At 63.7% G+C, this 18,445-nt stretch carries 20 protein-coding genes; 17 read left to right on the forward strand and 3 right to left on the reverse strand.

Features of this window, described 5'->3' with window-relative positions; all coding sequences use genetic code 11:
* The first annotated feature begins 1 nt into the window (after position 1).
* From DH08_RS05870 to DH08_RS05920, 11 genes are all read left to right on the forward strand, one after another.
* Positions 2-292 (forward strand): DUF1330 domain-containing protein, encoded by a 291-nt coding sequence (locus tag DH08_RS05870; RefSeq protein WP_192178328.1) that lies wholly within the window; start codon positions 2-4, stop codon positions 290-292.
* On the forward strand, positions 293-1,039 hold the full coding sequence (gene hisA / locus DH08_RS05875) for a 1-(5-phosphoribosyl)-5-[(5-phosphoribosylamino)methylideneamino]imidazole-4-carboxamide isomerase (protein WP_192178329.1): 747 nt from the start codon (positions 293-295) through the stop codon (positions 1,037-1,039).
* Positions 1,036-1,872: an arginase family protein gene (locus DH08_RS05880; RefSeq protein WP_192178330.1), complete on the forward strand. Its 837-nt coding sequence runs from the start codon at positions 1,036-1,038 to the stop codon at positions 1,870-1,872. Before hisA ends, DH08_RS05880 begins: the two co-directional genes overlap by 4 nt.
* Positions 1,869-2,663: an imidazole glycerol phosphate synthase subunit HisF gene (hisF, locus tag DH08_RS05885; RefSeq protein WP_192178382.1), complete on the forward strand. Its 795-nt coding sequence runs from the start codon at positions 1,869-1,871 to the stop codon at positions 2,661-2,663. The genes DH08_RS05880 and hisF overlap by 4 nt, the downstream gene beginning before the upstream one ends.
* Before the next feature lie 9 nt (positions 2,664-2,672).
* On the forward strand, positions 2,673-2,996 hold the full coding sequence (locus DH08_RS05890; protein WP_192178331.1) for a phosphoribosyl-ATP diphosphatase: 324 nt from the start codon (positions 2,673-2,675) through the stop codon (positions 2,994-2,996).
* 23 nt (positions 2,997-3,019) lie between these two features.
* On the forward strand, positions 3,020-3,979 hold the full coding sequence (coaA, locus tag DH08_RS05895; RefSeq protein WP_006201285.1) for a type I pantothenate kinase: 960 nt from the start codon (positions 3,020-3,022) through the stop codon (positions 3,977-3,979).
* Between the two features lie 150 nt (positions 3,980-4,129).
* Positions 4,130-5,065 (forward strand): glycosyltransferase family 2 protein, encoded by a 936-nt coding sequence (locus DH08_RS05900; RefSeq protein WP_192178332.1) that lies wholly within the window; start codon positions 4,130-4,132, stop codon positions 5,063-5,065.
* A complete protein-coding gene (locus DH08_RS05905; protein ID WP_192178333.1) occupies positions 5,065-5,829 on the forward strand; it encodes a class I SAM-dependent methyltransferase in 765 nt (254 codons plus the stop codon). The genes DH08_RS05900 and DH08_RS05905 overlap by 1 nt, the downstream gene beginning before the upstream one ends.
* Positions 5,830-5,837: 8 nt before the next feature.
* The gene (locus DH08_RS05910; RefSeq protein WP_192178334.1) at positions 5,838-6,239 is read left to right on the forward strand and encodes a GtrA family protein; all 402 of its coding nucleotides are present in this window, start codon (positions 5,838-5,840) and stop codon (positions 6,237-6,239) included.
* The gene (locus DH08_RS05915) at positions 6,232-7,830 is read left to right on the forward strand and encodes a hypothetical protein (RefSeq protein ID WP_192178335.1); all 1,599 of its coding nucleotides are present in this window, start codon (positions 6,232-6,234) and stop codon (positions 7,828-7,830) included. The genes DH08_RS05910 and DH08_RS05915 overlap by 8 nt, the downstream gene beginning before the upstream one ends.
* Positions 7,831-7,944: 114 nt before the next feature.
* Positions 7,945-9,543 (forward strand): diguanylate cyclase family protein, encoded by a 1,599-nt coding sequence (locus DH08_RS05920; protein ID WP_192178336.1) that lies wholly within the window; start codon positions 7,945-7,947, stop codon positions 9,541-9,543.
* A gap of 38 nt (positions 9,544-9,581) precedes the next feature.
* Here the strand turns inward: DH08_RS05920 and DH08_RS05925 are convergent, their stop codons facing one another.
* The 3 genes from DH08_RS05925 to DH08_RS05935 form a co-directional block, all read right to left on the reverse strand.
* The gene (locus DH08_RS05925; protein WP_192178337.1) at positions 9,582-10,199 is read right to left on the reverse strand and encodes an alpha-ketoglutarate-dependent dioxygenase AlkB family protein; all 618 of its coding nucleotides are present in this window, start codon (positions 10,197-10,199) and stop codon (positions 9,582-9,584) included.
* A gap of 94 nt (positions 10,200-10,293) precedes the next feature.
* Complete coding sequence (gene arfB, locus DH08_RS05930) at positions 10,294-10,731, reverse strand: alternative ribosome rescue aminoacyl-tRNA hydrolase ArfB (protein ID WP_040582465.1); 438 nt, start codon at positions 10,729-10,731, stop codon at positions 10,294-10,296.
* Between the two features lie 82 nt (positions 10,732-10,813).
* A complete protein-coding gene (locus DH08_RS05935; protein ID WP_192178338.1) occupies positions 10,814-12,415 on the reverse strand; it encodes a phosphoenolpyruvate carboxykinase in 1,602 nt (533 codons plus the stop codon).
* A 344-nt stretch (positions 12,416-12,759) separates the two neighbouring features.
* Between DH08_RS05935 and DH08_RS05940 the strand changes: the two genes are divergently transcribed.
* From DH08_RS05940 to ahcY, 6 genes are all read left to right on the forward strand, one after another.
* Positions 12,760-13,461, forward strand: a complete 702-nt coding sequence (locus DH08_RS05940) for a response regulator transcription factor (protein ID WP_006201274.1) — start codon at positions 12,760-12,762, stop codon at positions 13,459-13,461.
* Between the two features lie 84 nt (positions 13,462-13,545).
* On the forward strand, positions 13,546-15,330 hold the full coding sequence (locus DH08_RS05945) for a sensor histidine kinase (RefSeq protein ID WP_006201273.1): 1,785 nt from the start codon (positions 13,546-13,548) through the stop codon (positions 15,328-15,330).
* Between the two features lie 17 nt (positions 15,331-15,347).
* On the forward strand, positions 15,348-15,809 hold the full coding sequence (locus tag DH08_RS05950) for an HPr kinase/phosphorylase (protein ID WP_192178339.1): 462 nt from the start codon (positions 15,348-15,350) through the stop codon (positions 15,807-15,809).
* Between the two features lie 164 nt (positions 15,810-15,973).
* Complete coding sequence (locus DH08_RS05955) at positions 15,974-16,375, forward strand: PTS sugar transporter subunit IIA (protein WP_006201271.1); 402 nt, start codon at positions 15,974-15,976, stop codon at positions 16,373-16,375.
* Complete coding sequence (locus DH08_RS05960) at positions 16,372-16,668, forward strand: HPr family phosphocarrier protein (protein ID WP_006201270.1); 297 nt, start codon at positions 16,372-16,374, stop codon at positions 16,666-16,668. The genes DH08_RS05955 and DH08_RS05960 overlap by 4 nt, the downstream gene beginning before the upstream one ends.
* 191 nt (positions 16,669-16,859) lie before the next feature.
* On the forward strand, positions 16,860-18,260 hold the full coding sequence (ahcY, locus tag DH08_RS05965) for an adenosylhomocysteinase (RefSeq protein WP_192178340.1): 1,401 nt from the start codon (positions 16,860-16,862) through the stop codon (positions 18,258-18,260).
* Positions 18,261-18,445: the final 185 nt, after the last annotated feature.

Here is an 18,445-nt window from a genome sequence, read left to right on the forward strand (position 1 = left end):
CATGAGCAAGAAGGGCTATTGGATGGCGATGATCGATGTTCGCGACCCCGAGGTCTACAAGCAGTACATCGAGGCCAATGCAAAAGCCTTCGTCAAATATGGCGCGAAGTTCCCCGTGCGCGCCGGACGTTATGTGAGCCCGGAGGGACCGACCGGAAACCGCCACGTGCTGGTCGAGTTCGAGTCTTACGAGACGGCGATCGCCTGCTACGAATCGCCTGAATACAAAGAAGCCTCGAAATACCGGCTGGCGGCATCGACCGGCCACTTCGTCATTGTCGAGGGCGCCTAGATGATCCTGTTTCCGGCCATCGACCTCAAGGATGGCAAATGCGTGCGCCTGAAGCACGGTGATATGGCGACCGCGACGATCTACAATGACGATCCGGCCGCACAGGCTAAAGCTTTCGAGGAGCAAGGCTTCGAGTGGCTGCACGTCGTCGACCTCAACGGCGCCTTCAAGGGCCAGAGCGTCAACAGCGCGGCGGTCGGCGCCATCCTCAAGGCGACGAAGAGCCCGGTTCAGCTCGGCGGCGGCATCCGCACGCTCGAGCAGATCGAGGACTGGCTCGACCGCGGGCTTGCCCGCGTCATCCTCGGCACGGTTGCGGTGCGTGACCCCGACCTGGTCAGGCAGGCCTGCAGGGCCTTCCCGGGCAAGATCGCCGTCGGCATCGACGCCAAGGGCGGCAAGGTGGCGGTGGAAGGCTGGGCCGAGGCGTCGAGCCTGGGCGTCATCGAACTGGCGAAGAAATTCGAAGGCGCCGGCGTCGCCGCCATCATCTACACCGACATCGACCGCGACGGCGTTTTGACCGGCATCAACTGGGACGCCACCATCGACCTGGCCGAAGCGGTGTCGATCCCGGTGATCGCCTCCGGCGGGCTCGCCTCGATCGCCGACATCGTGCGCATGACCATGCCCGACGCGAAGAGGCTCGAAGGCGCGATCTCCGGCCGCGCGCTTTATGACGGGCGCATCGATCCGGCCGAGGCGCTGGCGATCTTGAGCGGCAAACAGGCGGAGACAACGCCGTGAACGTCACGATCATCCTGGCGTCCTATGACAGCGGTTACTATCACGGCGGCTGCGGCCAGGGGCCGGACGCGTTGATTGCCGGCGGGCTGACCGACGCGCTCAAGCTTGCCGGGCACGACATTGACGTTCACGACATAGGCAGGATGAGCGACGAGCAGGAGCGTGAGATCGCAACCGGCTTCGCCGTCTGCAGCGCTGTGTCGGGCGAAGTCCGCATCGCCTGTGACCGTGGCCGGTTTCCCATTGTGCTTGCCGGCAATTGCCTGACCAGCGCCGGCGCGGTGGCCGGCGAAGGCGCCGATGCCATGATCTGGGCCGACCAGCATGGCGACCTCAACACGCCCGATACCTCGACATCGGGCTTTCTCGACGGCATGGCGCTGGCGACCGTGCTCGGGCTTTGCTGGCGACCTATCTCGGCGCGGATCCCCGGGTTCAAGGCAATCGATCCTGCCCGCTGCGTGCTGGTCAACGCGCGCGACCTCGACACTGCGGAAGAGCAATTGCTGGAGACGCTGCCGGTCATCCGGACCGAATGCCCGGACTGGGCCGGCGCGGCGCAAAAACTGAAGGACGCCGGCGCCGAGCGCATCCACATGCACATCGATCTCGATGTGCATGACCCCGAAGCGCTGCAGGCCAACCGTTACGCCACTCCTGGCGGTCCGGCTCCGGAGCAAGTGCGTCAGGCGATGTGCGGCATGGCCGGACCGTTGACGCTCGTCGGCCTCACCATCTCCGCCTACGATCCGGCCTTCGACGCCAAGGGCGACGTGCCGCCGCTGGTCGGCCAGTTGCTGGTCGACCTGCTTGCGACCCTGGAGAAAAGCTGATGCTGAAGGCCCGCGTCATCCCCTGTCTCGATGTCAAGAACGGACGCGTCGTCAAGGGCGTCAATTTCGTCGACCTGGTCGATGCCGGCGATCCGGTCGAGGCGGCCAAGGCCTATGACGCGGCCGGCGCCGACGAGCTCTGCTTTCTCGACATCGCCGCGTCGTCGGACAACCGCGAGACCATCTTCGACGTTGTCGCCCGCACCGCCGAACAATGTTTCATGCCGCTGACGGTCGGCGGCGGCGTGCGCCAGGTGGCCGACATCCGCAAGCTGCTGCTGGCCGGCGCCGACAAGGTGTCGATCAACACGGCGGCGGTGAAGAACCCCGATTTCGTCGCGGAAGCCGCCGACAAGTTCGGCAACCAGTGCATCGTGGTCGCCATCGACGCCAAGAAGGTATCCGCGGCCAATGAGGCCGACCGCTGGGAGATCTTCACCCATGGCGGGCGCGAGAAGACCGGTATCGACGCCGTCGACTTCGCAAGGCAGATGGTCGATCGCGGCGCCGGCGAGATCCTTTTGACGTCGATGGACCGCGACGGCACCAAGGCCGGCTACGACCTTGCGCTGACCCGCGCCATTGCGGATGCGGTGCGCGCGCCGGTCATCGCGTCCGGCGGCGTCGGCACGCTCGACCATCTGGTGGAAGGCATACGCGACGGCCATGCCGGGGCCGTGCTCGCGGCCTCGATCTTCCATTTCGGCACCTACACGATCGCGCAGGCCAAGACGCATATGGCCCGTGCCGGGCTGCCCATGCGGCTGGACTCCCTGGACAATCGGCTCTAAACGGCGCAAATGGCTCAGTTTTCACTGTCTGATCTGGAAAAAATCATCGGCGAACGCGCCCGGTCCGGCGACCCGGACTCGTGGACGGCAAAACTGTTCGCCAAGGGCATCGACAAGGCGGCACAGAAGCTCGGCGAAGAGGCGGTCGAGACGGTGATCGCCGCCGTGAAGGGCGACAAGCAGGCCCTCGTTTCGGAAAGTGCCGATCTTATATATCATTGGCTTGTCGTCCTTGGCATCGCGGGGGTTCCGCTGCACGACGTGCTGAGAGAACTCGAGGGCCGCACCGGCCGCTCGGGCGTCGCCGAAAAGGCATCCCGGCCGAAGGGCTGACCGCGAGGAGGGCAGGAAACTCGATGGACCAGCTTGCTCCTACCGAGAAATATTCGCCCTATCGTTTCTTCTCAGCCGAGCAATGGTCACAGTTCCGCGCCGACACGCCGCTGACGCTGACCGAGGACGAGATCAACCGCCTGCGTTCGCTGAACGACCCGGTCAACCTCGAAGAGGTCAAGCGCATCTATCTGTCGCTGTCGCGGCTGCTCTCGGCGCATGTCGAGGCGAGCCAGCTGCTGTTCAGGCAGCGGCAGGCCTTCTTCAACGCCCAGGACGTGGTCAAGACGCCCTTCATCATCGGCATTGCCGGCTCCGTCGCGGTCGGCAAATCGACCACGGCGCGCGTGCTCAAGGAACTTTTGGCGCGCTGGCCGTCGAGCCCCAAGGTCGATCTGATCACGACAGACGGTTTCCTGTTGCCGAACGAAATCCTGCGCCGCGACAATCTGATGGAGCGCAAGGGCTTTCCCGACAGCTACGATGTCGGCGCACTGCTCAGGTTCCTGTCAGGCATTAAATCGGCGCAGCGCAATGTCCGCGCGCCTGTCTATTCGCATTTGACCTATGACGTCATCCCCGGCGAATTCGTCACCATCGACCGACCAGACATACTGATCTTCGAAGGCATCAATGTGCTGCAGCCGGGCAAGTTGCCGAGGGACGGCAAGATCGTGCCGTTCCTGTCCGACTTCTTCGACTTCGCCATCTATATCGATGCCGATGAGGCGCTGATCCACCAATGGTATATCCAGCGCTTCATGCGGTTGCGCGAAACCGCCTTCCGCAATCCGGACTCCTTCTTCCACCGCTATTCGCAGCTTTCAGAAGATGCGGCGCGCGCCATCGCCGAGGGGTTGTGGGCCAACATCAACCTGAAGAACCTGCGCGAAAACATCCTGCCGACGCGCGCACGGGCCGATCTCATCCTGCGCAAGGGCGCCAATCACCTGGTCGAGGAAGTGGCTCTCAGGAAGCTGTGAAATCTTGAGGCATTCCTTAAAGTCATCTTAACCGAGCTTTTCTATTGTCGGGGCCTGATCCGCGGGCTTCGGCAGGCAATGAACGCGCCATTCCTTCATATCGATCGACCGGCCACTGCCGGCGAAACGAGCCCGAAGAGCGGGACGGCCATGGTCGCTCTGATCGTGCCGGTGCACAATGAGGAAGCAGCGATCGCTCCCTTCCTGGCGGCCGTGCGTGAAAATATCGACCCGCTGAAGGACGCCGGCGTCGCCTTCGAATTCATCTTCATCAATGACGGCAGCAGCGATGCGACGCTCGAGAGGCTGATCGAGGCACAGCGAACCGATCGGCGCATCCAGGTGATCGACCTGTCGCGTAATTTCGGCAAGGAAGCCGCGCTCACCGCCGGTCTCGACTGCTGCGATGCCGATGCCGCGATCCCCATGGATGTCGACCTGCAGGATCCGCCACATGTCATTCCGATGCTCGTCGAAAAATGGCGCGAGGGTTTCGAGGTCGTGCTTGCCAAGCGCGCCAACCGGTCGAGCGACAGCTTTCTCAAGCAGCGCTCCGCGTCGATGTTCTATCGAGTCCACAACTGGATCGCGCAGCAGAAGATCCCGCACGATGTCGGCGACTTCCGGCTGATCGACCGGCAGGTGATCGAGGCGCTGCGCTCTTTGCCTGAACGGCGGCGCTTCATGAAGGGCCTGTTCGCCTGGGTCGGCTTTCGCACCGCGACGGTCGAATACAAACGCGATCAGCGCATCGCCGGCCAATCCAAGTTTTCTGGATGGCGGCTGTGGAACTTCGCGCTCGAAGGCATCACCAGCTTCTCGACCGCGCCGCTTGAGATCTGGACCTATGTCGGCGCGACGATCTCGGCTTTGTCGTTCCTCTACGGCCTGCTGATCATCGCCAAGACACTGGTGTTCGGCATCGACGTGCCCGGCTATGCCTCGCTGCTGGTCAGCGTCCTCTTTCTCGGCGGCATCCAGTTGCTCGGCATCGGCATCATCGGTCAGTACCTCGGTCGCGTCTATGCCGAGATCAAACAGCGCCCGATCTACATCGTGCGCCGCACATATGAGGGGACGGACTGATGGAGCTCGACGCCTACCGACAGATGGCGGCCACCGAGGACGAGCATTGGTGGTTCTGCGGGCGGCGCGCCATCGCCGAAGCGGTCATCCGCGGTCTCGGCCTGCCGGGCGACGCCGACATCCTCGAGATTGGTGCCGGCACCGGCGGCAACATCCAGATGCTGCAGCAGTTCGGCGCTGTCACAGCGGTGGAGATGAACGATCTTGCCCGCCAGATCGCCCGCGAGAAGACCGGCCACGACTTCCTTGCCGGGCACCTCCCCGACGGTATGCCCGTCGCGTCGCAAGGCTTCGACCTCATCTGCCTGTTCGACGTGCTGGAACACGTTGCCGAAGACGAAGCCTCGCTGGCAACGATCCGCCGCATGCTGAAGCCAGGCGGCAAGGTCGTGCTAACGGTTCCCGCGCACCAATGGCTGTGGAGCAAGCACGATGTCGGGCTGCACCACATGCGGCGCTATTCGCGCGAACTGCTGAAGGCGCGCATCGAGCAGGCCGGATACCGGATCGAGAAGCTGAGCTATACCAACGCGGCGCTGTTTCCGGTCGCGGCACTTGCCCGCCTTGCCGATCGCCTGCGCCGCTCGAACACCGCCTCCGGACAGGCAATGCCGCCGAAGCCGATCAATAGCGCGATGAAGGCGCTGTTTTCGGCGGAGAGCCGGATCGTGCCGAATGCCGAGCTGCCTTTCGGCGTGTCGCTGCTGGCCGTGTTCGGCAAAGATGCGGCTTTCGACGCCGAAGGTGGCAGACTGGCGGCCTGACCCCCAAGATGCTGAACGTGCCCCGCTATGGCCGGATTTCGCGCTTCGCCGTCATCGGCGGCGCCTCGACGCTGATCTATGGCGCCTGCGCCTTGCTGCTTTCGCGAGGCGGCGCCGGGGCCGCCATATTGCCGGCGACCCTGGCGTCGGCGGTCGCCTATGCGATCGCCGGGCTGTTCTCCTATGCCGGGCACAAATATTTCACCTTCGTGTCGGCCGGCGCCCACGCCTTCGAATTGCCGCGCTTTCTCCTGCTCAACGCAACAGGCCTGGCGACAGCCATCGCCCTGCCGGTCCTTCTCACCGAGAAACTGGGCATGCCCGCGGCCGTTCCGGTCGTTCTGACCTGCATCGCCGTGCCGCTGGTGAATTATATCGTGCTCGGCCGCTGGGTGTTCCGCAATGTCTAGCGCTGAACCCTTCGACAGACCCCTGGCTGGCCTGGAGCTGTCGTCGCGACCCGTCTGGCTGACGGCGGCGCCGCTTTTCCTGACATTGGCGGGTGCAGCCTACGCCGCATGGCTGGCGATCGCGATCGTGCCGACCAATGTCGATGTGTCGTGGCTGCTGGTCGTGTGCGACCGGCTGCTCGCGGGAGAGCGGCTGAACACGGACATATTGGAGACCAATCCGCCGTTTTCGATCTGGCTTTACATGCCGTTCATGCTCCTGGAAAAGCTGACCGGCATAGGGGCTGAACTCTGGCTGACGCTCGGTGTCGTCTGTCTCGGTTTGGCCAGCCTGTTCGCTTCCGCTCGAATTCTGGTCCGCGTCGACCCGGTCTACCGGCAGCCTGGCGTCTTATGGGTATTGCCGGCTGCAGTATTCATGATCCTGTGTTTCCTGCCGGACCAGTTTGGTCAACGCGAGCAATTCGCACTGATTGGCATCTTGCCCTGGCTGGCGTTGCAGTGCGCGCGCCAGCGGACGCCGGATTTCGTCGCCGGATCGCTTGCCGAGCGCATCCTGGCCGGACTCAGTGCGGCTGTCATGGTCATGGTCAAACCGCCCCACTTCGCGCTGGCTCTGGTGCTGCCATCGCTGTGTCTTGCATTTCAGCGGCGCTCCCCAAGACTGCTCTTCGTCACGGAAAACCTCGTCGGCGCAGCGATCGTCGTCGGCTATGTCGCCTGCATTGCGATCTTTGACCGCGCCTACTTCACCGACATCCTGCCCCTTCTCGGGGACGTCTATCTGCCGATCCGCGCCCCGTTCATCGACAATCTGGAAAACTGGCCAAAGGTCGTGCTGCTGCTGTCCGCCGCCATCGTCATCGCCATGGGCGGGACGAGGCATGTGCATTGGGACACCAGGATACTGCTGACGAGCGCGCTCGGCCTGGTCATTGCATTCCTGCTCATGGGCAAGGGCTGGCCGAACCATGCGCTGCCGATGGTGGCGATCACGGTACTTGCGTCAGGCCTTCAGCTCCTGCGGTTTGGTGATTTTCACAAGGCAGGGATCGTGCGCAGGGCCGCGCTGATCTTCGGCTGCGTGCTCGTGCTGCAAACGACGGTCAGAGCGCAGTATATCGCGTTGGCGGCGGACAACGGGCCGATCGAGCGATCGGTCGCGGCAATCCGCGGCACGATCGGGCACCCCACGATCATATCGATTGCCGCTCAGATGCAGGCCGCACACCCCCTGACCCGGTTGGTCGATGGCAGATTCATATCGCGCCACCCGGGTGCGTGGATGGTCTCCAAGGCGGAGAAACTTGTGCGCACCGCCGATGATCCCGAACAGAAACAGAGGCTGGAGACCATCCGCGATCGGACAATCGGCGAGTTCGCCGCCGAGATATCGGCAAGGAAGCCCGATATCGTGCTGTCGGGCCCCGAAGCCGATCCCGCCTGGAATGCGCTCATGCTGAGCGACAAGAGGATCGCCGCAGTCTTGAGCGACTATCGTGTGCTGCACACGGAGCCGGCAATCACTGTCTATGTTCGCTCCACCGTAAGTCAGGAGGCCGAGGGACTTCGGCGCAAGACCTTATGGTGAGCCTGGCGATCATCTTACTCACCGAGAACCGGGGTATGGCCGCTGCGGTCGTTATAACCGGCATCGCCGCGCCTTTGGCGAATTCCATCACGCTCGACCGCCGGGCGTTCCGCCATGTCTAGGGTGGAACCGTTCGACAAGCCCATGGCGCACACGGCGCCGGCGACGCTGCCCCTCTGGGTGACAGTGGTGCCGCTCTTCCTGACGTTGGCGGTGGCCGCCTACGCGGCATGGCTGGCGCTCGTGGTCGTGCCGACCAATGTCGATGTGTCGTGGCTGCTGGTCGTCTGCGACCGGCTGCTGAACGGCGAGCGGCTGAACGTCGACCTCATGGAGGTCAATCCGCCGTTCTCGATCTGGCTCTACATGCCATTCATGCTCCTGGAACGGCTGGTCGGTGGCCGCGCCGAACTGTGGCTGGCCCTCGGCGTGATCGGCGCCGGACTGGCCAGCCTTGCCATCTCCGCCCGCATCCTGGCGCGCGCCGATTCGGCCTATCGCCAGCCCCGCGCGCTCTGGGCGCTGCCGGCCGCACTCTTTGTCCTGCTCTGCTTCCACCCCGGCGAATTCGGCCAGCGCGAGCATTTCGCGACGATCGCAATCCTGCCCTGGATCGCGCTTCAATGCGCTCGCCAGCGGGCGCCGGGGTTTGCCGCCGGCACGGGTTGGGAACAGGTCGTCGCAGGCGTCTGCGCGGCCATCGTGGTGATGGTCAAGCCGCCGCATTTCGCGCTGGCCTTTGCCTTGCCCGCCATCTGCCTGGCATTCCAGCGCCGATCCCTGAAACCGCTGTTCGTCGTCGAAAACATCGTCGGCGCCGCGATCGTTGCTCTTTACATCTCCTATGTCGTGATTTTTCAAACGACATTCCTGACCGAGATCCTGCCGTTTCTGCGAGACGTCTATCTGCCGGCGCGCGCGCCCTGGCTGGCTCTGCTTTCGACCTGGCCGCGTTTGCTGCTCTTTTTCGCGGCGGCGACGGTGCTTCTGGCCGGCGGTTTCAGGCAGATGCATTGGGACGCCAAAATCCTGTTGCTAGCCGCGCTTGGCTTCGTTCCAGCCTTCCTGATCATGGGCAAGGGCTGGCCAAATCATGCCTTGCCGATGATGGTTCTCGGCATTTTCGCCTTTGGCGTGCAATTGCTACGCGCGGGCGACAATGGCCGGGTGAAGCCGGTCGGCTGGCTCGCCGCCGCCCTTGGCGGCTTCCTCATATTGCAGACCTCGGCCGGTATCCAGCGGCTTTTCCTAATCGCCGACAACGGGGCAATCGAGCGGTCCGTCGCCTCGATCCAGCGCATCGGCCCAAAGCCGACGATCACGTCGCTTGCAGCCCGGCTGCAGGTGGCCCACCCCCTCGCCAGGCTGGTCAATGGCGACTTTGTCTCGCGCTATCCCGCGGCCTGGGCCGTCTACAACGCCAACCTGCTCGCCGCCAGCACCGATGATCCGGGGCAGCGGTACCGGCTGGAAGCCATCCGCGACGAGATCATCGGGCAATTGGCGTCGGAGATCGCCGCCAAGAAACCGGACATCGTGCTATACAGCGCCGGGACCGGGAAGCTCTGGGACGATCTCATGCTGCGCGATCCGCGGATCGCGCTTGTGCTGCAGCAATACGAGGTCCTGCATCGCGAGCCGACAGTCACCGTCTATGTGCGCAGCAGTAGGATTTCCACTCTCCAGGCCGGCACCGAACACGCTTCAAAGTAAGCCAGTGTCAGGGCCCGAGACGCCCCGGCGCCGGGCCATCACGCCGGCAGGGTCACCCGCCGCAGCGTCAGATTTATCCGGCCGCCATTCTTGAGCAGCGCTGAGGTCGACGGATAGATCCGGTCGACGCCATGGAAGCAGAGGCGGCCCTCGCCGCCGAGCACGACGACATCGCCGCTCTTCAGCCTGACCGATCGGGTCGCCCCGTCGCGCGTCGTCTGGCCGACGCGGAACAGGCAGTCGTCGCCCAATGACACGGAGACGACGGGGGCGGAGAAATCCGCCTCATCGCGGTCCTGGTGCAAACCCATTTTGGCCTCGCTCGAATAGAAATTGACGAGACAGGCCTGCGGCGGATGCGGATAAGCCGCTACCTCTTGCCACAATTGCAGCAACGCGTCCGGAATCGGCGGCCATGGCAATCCGGTCGCCGGATGCGCCGCTTGATAGCGATAGCCTTGCTGCATGTCGGTGACCCAGCCGAGCGGACCGCAATTGGTCATGCGCACGCTCATCTCCTTGCCGGTGCGCGGCATCGCCGGCACGAACAAGGGTGCGGCCTGCACCACCTTCCTGATCTCCTCGACCAGCGCTTCCTGCGCGGCACGCGGCAGGTAGCCGGGCATATGGCGCACGCCTTTGGGCAAAACGAGCATCAGAGTTTGCGCCTCATCCGGTTTGTCCGGCGGAGAATGCCATCCTCAGAAGAAAGCGGCGACCCGAAAGCCGCTTTTGCCGGGCAAGACAACCTCAGTCGTCACCGACGCGGCCGCGCAGCTTCTTCACCGTGGAGCGCCCAGCCTTGGTTTTCAGCCTGCGTTCGACGGCGCCCTTGGACGGCCTGGTCTTCTTGCGCGGCGGCGGTGGCGGCTCGGCCGCCTTGGCCACGAGAGCCGTCAGCCTGGCGCGCGCGTCCGCCCGGTTCTGCTCCTGCGTGCGGAAGCGCCCGGCCTCGATGACGACGACCCCGTCCTTGGTGGCGCGCTGGCCGGCGAGTTTTATGGTCCTTTCGCGCACGCGCTCCGACAGGCCCTGCGCGTTGGCGGCGTCGAAGCGCAGCTGCACCGCGGTCGCCACCTTGTTGACGTTCTGGCCGCCTGGGCCGGACGAGCGGATGAAATCCTCGTGCAGGTCGCCCGGATGGATTGTCGCCTCGTCGGCAATGATGATTTTTTCGTCGGCATTCATGCCGCAGTCATGACGCGGCGAGACAAAAAAGAAAAGACCCGACCGAAGCCGGGTCTCGATACGCAGGCGGATGCCGAAAGCGCTATTCCGCGGCTTCCTGCAGGCGCGGCGCCGCGCCCATGATCGTTGCATCGACATGGGCTTCGAACTTCTCGAAATTGGTGGCGAACATGCCGACCAGCCTTGCCGCCTGCCGGTCATAGGCCGGCTTGTCGGCCCAGGTCGAACGGGGATCGAGAATGGCGCTGTCGACGCCGGCAACCGCCACCGGCACCGCGAAACCGAAATTGGCGTCGGTGCGAAAATCGGCTGATTTCAGCGAGCCGTCGAGTGCGGCTGCGAGCAGCGCCCGCGTCACCTTGATCGGCATGCGGCGACCGGTGCCGTGGGCGCCACCGGTCCAGCCGGTGTTGACCAGCCAGCAATCGGCGTCGTGGCCGGCGATCAGGTCGCGCAGCAGATTGCCGTATTCCGACGGATGGCGCGGCATGAACGGCGCGCCGAAGCAGGTCGAGAACGTCGCTTCCGGTTCGATGACGCCCTTTTCGGTGCCGGCCACCTTGGCCGTGTAGCCGGAGAGGAAATGGTACATCGCCTGCGCCGGCGTCAGCCTGGCGATCGGCGGCATCACGCCGAAGGCGTCGGCGGTCAGCATGATGATGTTCCTGGGATGGCTGGCGCGGCCCGTCTTGCTGGCGTTGGGGATGAAGTCGAGCGGGTAGGCGCAGCGCGTGTTTTCGGTGAGGCTGCCGTCGTCGAAATCCGGCACGCGGTCGGCGCCGAGCACGACATTCTCCAGCACGGTGCCGAAGCGCCGCGTGGTGGCGAATATCTCCGGCTCGGCCTCAGCCGAAAGCCTGATCGTCTTGGCGTAGCAGCCGCCCTCGAAATTGAAGATGCCGTGCGGACCCCAGCCATGCTCGTCGTCGCCGATCAGCGTGCGCGAGGGATCGGCCGACAGCGTCGTCTTGCCGGTGCCCGACAGGCCGAAGAACACCGCCGCGTCGCCGGCAGGCCCTTCATTGGCCGAGCAATGCATCGGCATCACGCCTTTCGCCGGCAGCAGGTAGTTGAGCATGGTGAAGACCGACTTCTTCATCTCGCCGGCATAGGAGGTGCCGCCGATCAGCACGATCTTGCGCGTGAGATCGACCGCGATCACCGTCTCGGTGCGGGTACCGTGGCGGGCCGGATCGGCGCGGAAGGACGGCAGGTCGATGATGGTCATTTCGGGTACGAAATGCTCGAGCTCGTCGGCTTCAGGGCGGATCAGCAGATTGCGGATGAACAGCGAATGCCAGGCGAATTCGGTGATCACCCTGGTCGGCAGCTTCAGTTCGGCATCGGCGCCGCCGACCAGATCCTGGACATAGAGGTCCTTGTCTGCCGCATGGGTGCGGAAATCGGCAAGCAGCGTGTCGAACTCAGCCGGTGAAATCGCCTTGTTGTTGTCCCACCAGACATGCGGCGCGGTCGTCGCGTCGCGGACGACGAACTTGTCCTTCGGCGAGCGGCCGGTGTGCTGGCCGGTCTCGGCGACGAGCGCGCCATGGGCGGTGAGCCGGGCCTCGCCGCGGCCGATCGCCTCCTCGTAGAGTGCCGCGGCGCTAAAATTATAGCGCACCACACCGGTGGTCTCGAGATCGATCTTGCATGCGGGATTGCGTTTGCCGGCTTCCGACATCAAGTGTCCCTTCTGTGATTTGCCGCGTCCTGGCCGGTGAATTACCGGTGCCCCGCGAAGGAGGCTGAGACGGTCAGAACCAGAAAACACGAATGATATCAAATCTTTAATCGATTTAAAAATTTTGAAAGTTGTTTAAATCGTTTATATGTGCAAAAAAGCCTGATGGTTGCCCAAAGGATTGGCAGTCGTCGATCGTCCAATCCGCGTAGGGGTGCGATAGTGGCCGCCGGTATACCGTCCGTGACAGCGGGCGGAGCCTATGCCACATTTTGTACCTAATTTGTCCTGCAAAAGCCCCTTCTCTACGAAAGAAGGGACAGCTCATGAGGGAGCCGCTTGAAATGGCAACAATCGCGCTTGTCGATGACGACCGCAACATTCTGACGTCTGTGTCGATTGCCCTCGAATCGGAGGGCTACCGCGTCGAGACCTATACGGATGGGGCGTCAGCGCTGGAAGGCCTGGCGGCGCGGCCACCGAATCTCGCCATCCTCGACATCAAGATGCCGCGCATGGACGGCATGGAGCTGCTGCGCCGGATGCGCCAGAAATCCGATCTGCCGGTGATCTTCCTGACCTCGAAGGACGACGAGATCGATGAGCTGTTCGGCCTCAAGATGGGCGCCGACGACTTCATCCGCAAACCGTTCTCGCAGCGTCTTCTGGTCGAGCGGGTGCGCGCGGTGCTTCGCCGCACCAGCGCCCGCGAGGCGGCGGCCAAGGCGCCCAGCCAGCAGGCCCGCTCGCTGGAACGCGGCCAGCTGGTCATGGACCAGGAGCGCCACACCTGCACCTGGAAGGGCGAGCCGGTGACGTTGACCGTGACCGAGTTCCTGATCCTGCATTCGCTGGCGCAGCGTCCGGGCGTGGTAAAAAGCCGTGATGCGCTGATGGATTCGGCCTATGATGAACAGGTCTATGTCGACGACCGCACCATCGACAGCCACATCAAGCGGCTGCGCAAGAAGTTCAAGGCCGTCGACGACGACTTCGAGATGATCGAAACCCTTTACGGAGTCGGATACCGGTTCCGCGAGGCATAAATTAATGCATGTCGCCCAAAAGTGGTCCCGGTTTTGGGGCAACGACATGCATCAAAACCAGGACTAGGCGGGAGCTGCTATTCGATGGCAGTGGACGTAGAGCGGAGCAGAAGGGCGGGCGCTGCCAGGCGCCCGTCGCGGATTCTGCCCGCATTCCTGTCGAAGATCACCGTGCCGATGCGCCGTTTCCTCGGCCATCACATCTTTTCCAGCCTGACCCGGCGCATCCTGTTCCTCAACCTTGCCGGGCTGGCCGTGCTGGTCACCGGTATTCTCTACCTCAACACCTTCCGCGACGGGCTGATCGATGCCCGTGTCGAAAGCCTGATGACGCAGGGCGAGATCATCGCCGGCGCGATCGCGGCGTCGGCAACGGTCGAAACCGATTCGATCAGCATCGATCCGGAAAAGCTGCTGGAGCTGCAGGCCGGCGAAAGCCTCGGACCCGGCTCCGACCAGCTCGACAATCTGGATTTCCCGATCAATCCGGAGCGCGTCGCGCCGGTGCTGAGAAGGCTGATCTCGCCGACGCGCACGCGCGCCCGCATCTACGACCGCGACGCCAACCTGCTGCTCGATTCGCGCCATCTCTATTCGCGCGGCCAGATCCTGCGCTACGACCTGCCGCCGGTCGACGAGGAGGAACCGGACCTTTTGGAGCGGGTGCAGAAATTCGTCTTCGACTTCTTCCGCAACACCGACCTGCCGGTCTACCACGAACAGCCGGGCGGCAATGGTGCGGCTTTCCCCGAAGTGGTCAAGGCGCTGACCGGCAGCCCGTCGACCATCGTGCGGATCAGCGAGCAGGGCGAGCAGATCGTTTCGGTCGCCGTGCCGATCCAGCGCTTCCGCGCCGTGCTCGGCGTGCTGATGCTGTCGACCGAGGGCGGCGACATCGACAAGATCGTCGCTGCCGAGCGCAAGGCGATCCTGCGCGTCTTCGGCATCGCCGCACTCGTCACCGCCATCCTGTCGATGCTGCTTGCCTCGACCATCGCCAATCCGCTCAGGCGGCTGTCAGCCGCTGCCGTGCGGGTGCGGCGCGGCGTCAAGAACCGCGAGGAAATCCCCGACTTTTCCGACCGCCAGGACGAGATCGGCAATCTGTCGATCGCCGTACGCGACATGACCAATGCGCTCTATGCCCGCATCGAGGCGATCGAGAGTTTCGCGGCCGACGTCTCGCATGAATTGAAGAACCCGCTGACGTCGCTGCGCAGCGCCGTGGAGACTCTACCTTTGGCGAAGAATGACAATTCACGCGCGCGTCTGATGGAGATCATCCAGCACGATGTCCGCCGGCTTGACCGGCTGATCACCGACATTTCCGACGCCTCCCGGCTGGACGCGGAGCTCGCGCGCGAAGACGCCGGGACCGTCGACCTGAAGAAGTTCATCACCGATCTCGTCGCCGTGTCGCGCGAGGCGACTCGCAACAAGAAGGCGGTCGAGATCGAGTTCAAGGTCGCCAAGCTGCCGCAGGGCGTCAAAGGCTATTTCGTCACCGGCCACGACCTCAGGATCGGCCAGGTCATCACCAATCTGATCGAGAATGCCCGCTCCTTCGTGCCGGAAGACCATGGCCACATCGCCATTTCGCTGGCGCGCGCCGGCAAGGTCAACATCGTCACCGTCGACGACAACGGTCCCGGCATCCGGGCCGACAACATCGACCGCATCTTCGAGCGCTTCTACACCGACCGACCGGCCGGCGAAGCCTTCGGCCAGAATTCGGGCCTCGGCCTGTCGATCAGCCGGCAGATCGTCGAGGCGCATGGCGGCACGCTGACGGCCGAGAACATCCCTGGCACCAAGCCCGGCGAGATCAAGGGTGCGCGCTTCGTCGTCACCTTGCCGGCCGAAGGCTGACCGGTCCGAACACGATCATGCCCGATGCCGCCGCGAAGCCTGAAAACATCCACGGAACCGCGATCCTGATCGGCGAGCGCGGCGTCCTCATCACCGGGCCGTCGGGCGCCGGCAAGACGACGCTGGCACTGATACTGCTCGATCATTGCCGCGCACGCGGGCTGTTTTCACGCATGATAGGCGACGACCGGCTGCTTGCCTCAAGCCATGCGGGGCGGCTGGTCTGCCGCGTGCCAGCGGCCATCGCCGGTCTCGCCGAGGTGCCTGGGTTCATTCCGCGTCCGCTGCCGTTCGAGCCGGGCGGCGTGATCGACCTGCATGTGCGGCTGGTGCCGAAGGCAGAGATGGCCCGTTTCCAGGAGGAAATCAGCGAGCCGGTCGCCGGCTGCCCGGTGCCGCGTATCGACCTTGCCGAGCGCAACGCCGCGACCGCCTTGCCGGCGGTGATGGCGCGGTTGTCCATCGCGCCTTTTTTATGATCCGGTCCGGATTTTTTGTTGCAATGCGTCAAAATGGCCCGGGCCGGCGCAATTTTGGGCTTGTCAACGCGCCTCGCGTCGACAAGATAGCGCTCCCGCCGCCTGGAATGGCTGGCGAGCATAAAATGCGCCTGTGAAGCGGCGATGACGGGAGCCACCAACGAATGATCGGACTCGTGCTTGTAACGCACGGTCAACTGGCCACCGAGTTCCGACATGCCGTGGAACATGTCGTCGGGCCACAAGACAATTTCGAAACCGTGGCGATCGGTGCCGATGACGATATGGAGCAGCGGCGCAGCGACATCGTCGACGCCGTGGCGCGCGTCGACACCGGGGCCGGCGTCATCGTCCTGACCGATATGTTCGGCGGCACGCCTTCCAACCTCGCCATTTCGGTGATGGAATCGGGCCGCACCGAGGTGATCGCCGGCATGAACCTGCCGATGCTGATCAAGCTTTCCTCGATCCGCAAGGGCGACAACATGGCCGCCGCGCTCGACGAGGCGCAGGCGGCGGGGCGCAAATACATCAACGTGGCCAGCCAGCTCCTGAGCAGCAAATGAACGCGCTGTCGCCGGAGAAAGACCAGGTCGTGCGCGAGTTTCCGATCGTCAACCAGCGCGGCCTGCATGCGCGCGCCTCGGCGAAGTTCGTCCAGGTCGCCAGCGGTTTCGACGCCACGGTCGATGTCGAGAAGGACGGCGTCAAGGTCGGCGGCACTTCGATCATGGGCTTGATGATGCTGGCGGCGAGCCCCGGCTATTCGATCCGCGTCACCGCCAGCGGGCCGCAAGCCTTGCAGGCGATGGACGCGCTGGAGCAGCTGGTCGCCTCGCGCTTCGGCGAGGAAAGCTGACGGCGACTTTCCGGCAGAACCCTGACGGCGGACAAGCCGGCGCGTCGTGCGAAGACATGCACGAATAAAGATTTCTTTATATCCCATTGTCGTTTGACGGGCGATCTGCTAGTCAGGCCGGCAATTCGCGCCCCTCCATGCGCCTTCCGGCGCGGGCGCGTGCCGCAGACAATTCACACCGGAGCACTGCCATGACGGGTAGCAAGGACTATGTGGTCGCCGACATCTCACTTGCCGGCTGGGGCCGCAAGGAGATCGAGATTGCCGAAACGGAAATGCCGGGCCTGATGGCCTGCCGCGAGGAATTCGGCGACAAGAAGCCGCTCAAGGGCGCGCGCATCACCGGCTCGCTGCACATGACGATCCAGACGGCGGTGCTGATCGAGACGCTGAAGGCGCTGGGCGCCGATATCCGCTGGGCCTCGTGCAACATCTTCTCGACCCAGGATCATGCGGCGGCGGCGATCGCCGAAGCCGGCATCCCGGTGTTCGCCATCAAGGGCGAGACGCTCGAGGATTACTGGGACTACACCGATCGGATCTTCCAGTGGACCGATGGCGGCACCTCCAACATGATCCTCGACGATGGCGGCGATGCCACCATGTACATCCTGATCGGCGCGCGCGCCGAAGCCGGTGAGGACGTGCTCTCCAACCCGGGCAGCGAAGAGGAAGAGATCCTGTTCGCCCAGATCAAGAAGCGGCTGAAGGCTTCGCCCGGCTTCTTCACCAAACAGAAGGAAGCGATCCGCGGCGTCACCGAAGAGACGACGACCGGCGTCAACCGGCTCTATCAGCTGCAGAAGAAGGGCCTGCTGCCGTTCCCGGCGATCAACGTCAACGATTCGGTGACCAAGTCGAAATTCGACAACAAATATGGCTGCAAGGAATCGCTGGTCGACGGCATCCGCCGCGGCACCGACACCATGATGGCCGGCAAGGTCGCCGTGGTGTGCGGCTATGGCGACGTCGGCAAGGGCTCGTCGGCTTCGCTGAAGGGCGCCGGCGCCCGCGTCAAGGTCACCGAGGTCGATCCGATCTGCGCGCTGCAGGCGGCAATGGACGGTTTTGAGGTCGTCACGCTGGAAGACGCCGCGCCCACCGCCGACATCATCATCACCACCACCGGCAACAAGGACGTCGTCACCCTCGACCACATGCGTTCGATGAAGGACATGGTGATCGTCGGCAATATCGGCCACTTCGACAACGAGATCCAGGTGGCGTCGCTGCGCAACCTGAAATGGACCAACGTCAAGCCGCAGGTCGACATGATCACCTTCCCGGACGGCAAGCGGATGATCCTTTTGTCGGAAGGCCGCCTGCTCAACCTCGGCAACGCCACCGGCCATCCGAGCTTCGTCATGTCGGCCTCGTTCACCAACCAGGTGCTGGCGCAGATCGAACTCTACAGCAAGCCTGGCCAGTACCAGAACCAGGTCTACGTGCTGCCGAAGCATCTCGACGAAAAGGTCGCGCGCCTGCATCTCGGCAAGCTCGGTGCCCGGCTAACCGAACTGTCCGGCGAACAGGCCGCCTATATCGGCGTGACGCCGCAGGGGCCGTTCAAGCCGGAACACTACCGCTATTAACCAAAGCCAAAATTCCTACCACATATTGACGCCGGGCGATTGACATTTCGCCCGGCTTTATTTTTGCGTCGATTGATTCTTCACGCCGATTCCAGCAAGCGCTATGTTGTGATTCGCGGTCCGGGGACGAGGGACGGCGCACGCATCAGGGCGGTCTTGCATTCAGGCGGCGAAGAGGACCAAGA

Origin of the sequence: Mesorhizobium amorphae (assembly GCF_014843845.1) — a bacterium.
GTDB lineage: Bacteria > Pseudomonadota > Alphaproteobacteria > Rhizobiales > Rhizobiaceae > Mesorhizobium > Mesorhizobium amorphae_A.

Bases quoted from the DNA above. Each gene is read 5' to 3' on its own strand.
- DH08_RS05870 (WP_192178328.1), top strand. From the start codon at position 2: ATGAGCAAGAAGGGCTATTGGATGGCGATGATCGATGTTCGCGACCCC.
- hisA (WP_192178329.1), top strand. From the start codon at position 293: ATGATCCTGTTTCCGGCCATCGACCTCAAGGATGGCAAATGCGTGCGC.
- DH08_RS05890 (WP_192178331.1), top strand. From the start codon at position 2,673: ATGGCTCAGTTTTCACTGTCTGATCTGGAAAAAATCATCGGCGAACGC.
- coaA (WP_006201285.1), top strand. From the start codon at position 3,020: ATGGACCAGCTTGCTCCTACCGAGAAATATTCGCCCTATCGTTTCTTC.
- DH08_RS05900 (WP_192178332.1), top strand. From the start codon at position 4,130: ATGGTCGCTCTGATCGTGCCGGTGCACAATGAGGAAGCAGCGATCGCT.
- DH08_RS05905 (WP_192178333.1), top strand. From the start codon at position 5,065: ATGGAGCTCGACGCCTACCGACAGATGGCGGCCACCGAGGACGAGCAT.
- DH08_RS05910 (WP_192178334.1), top strand. From the start codon at position 5,838: ATGCTGAACGTGCCCCGCTATGGCCGGATTTCGCGCTTCGCCGTCATC.
- DH08_RS05915 (WP_192178335.1), top strand. From the start codon at position 6,232: ATGTCTAGCGCTGAACCCTTCGACAGACCCCTGGCTGGCCTGGAGCTG.
- DH08_RS05920 (WP_192178336.1), top strand. From the start codon at position 7,945: ATGTCTAGGGTGGAACCGTTCGACAAGCCCATGGCGCACACGGCGCCG.
- DH08_RS05925 (WP_192178337.1), bottom strand. From the start codon at position 10,199: ATGCTCGTTTTGCCCAAAGGCGTGCGCCATATGCCCGGCTACCTGCCG.
- arfB (WP_040582465.1), bottom strand. From the start codon at position 10,731: ATGAATGCCGACGAAAAAATCATCATTGCCGACGAGGCGACAATCCAT.
- DH08_RS05935 (WP_192178338.1), bottom strand. From the start codon at position 12,415: ATGTCGGAAGCCGGCAAACGCAATCCCGCATGCAAGATCGATCTCGAG.
- DH08_RS05940 (WP_006201274.1), top strand. From the start codon at position 12,760: ATGGCAACAATCGCGCTTGTCGATGACGACCGCAACATTCTGACGTCT.
- DH08_RS05945 (WP_006201273.1), top strand. From the start codon at position 13,546: ATGGCAGTGGACGTAGAGCGGAGCAGAAGGGCGGGCGCTGCCAGGCGC.
- DH08_RS05950 (WP_192178339.1), top strand. From the start codon at position 15,348: ATGCCCGATGCCGCCGCGAAGCCTGAAAACATCCACGGAACCGCGATC.
- DH08_RS05955 (WP_006201271.1), top strand. From the start codon at position 15,974: ATGATCGGACTCGTGCTTGTAACGCACGGTCAACTGGCCACCGAGTTC.
- DH08_RS05960 (WP_006201270.1), top strand. From the start codon at position 16,372: ATGAACGCGCTGTCGCCGGAGAAAGACCAGGTCGTGCGCGAGTTTCCG.
- ahcY (WP_192178340.1), top strand. From the start codon at position 16,860: ATGACGGGTAGCAAGGACTATGTGGTCGCCGACATCTCACTTGCCGGC.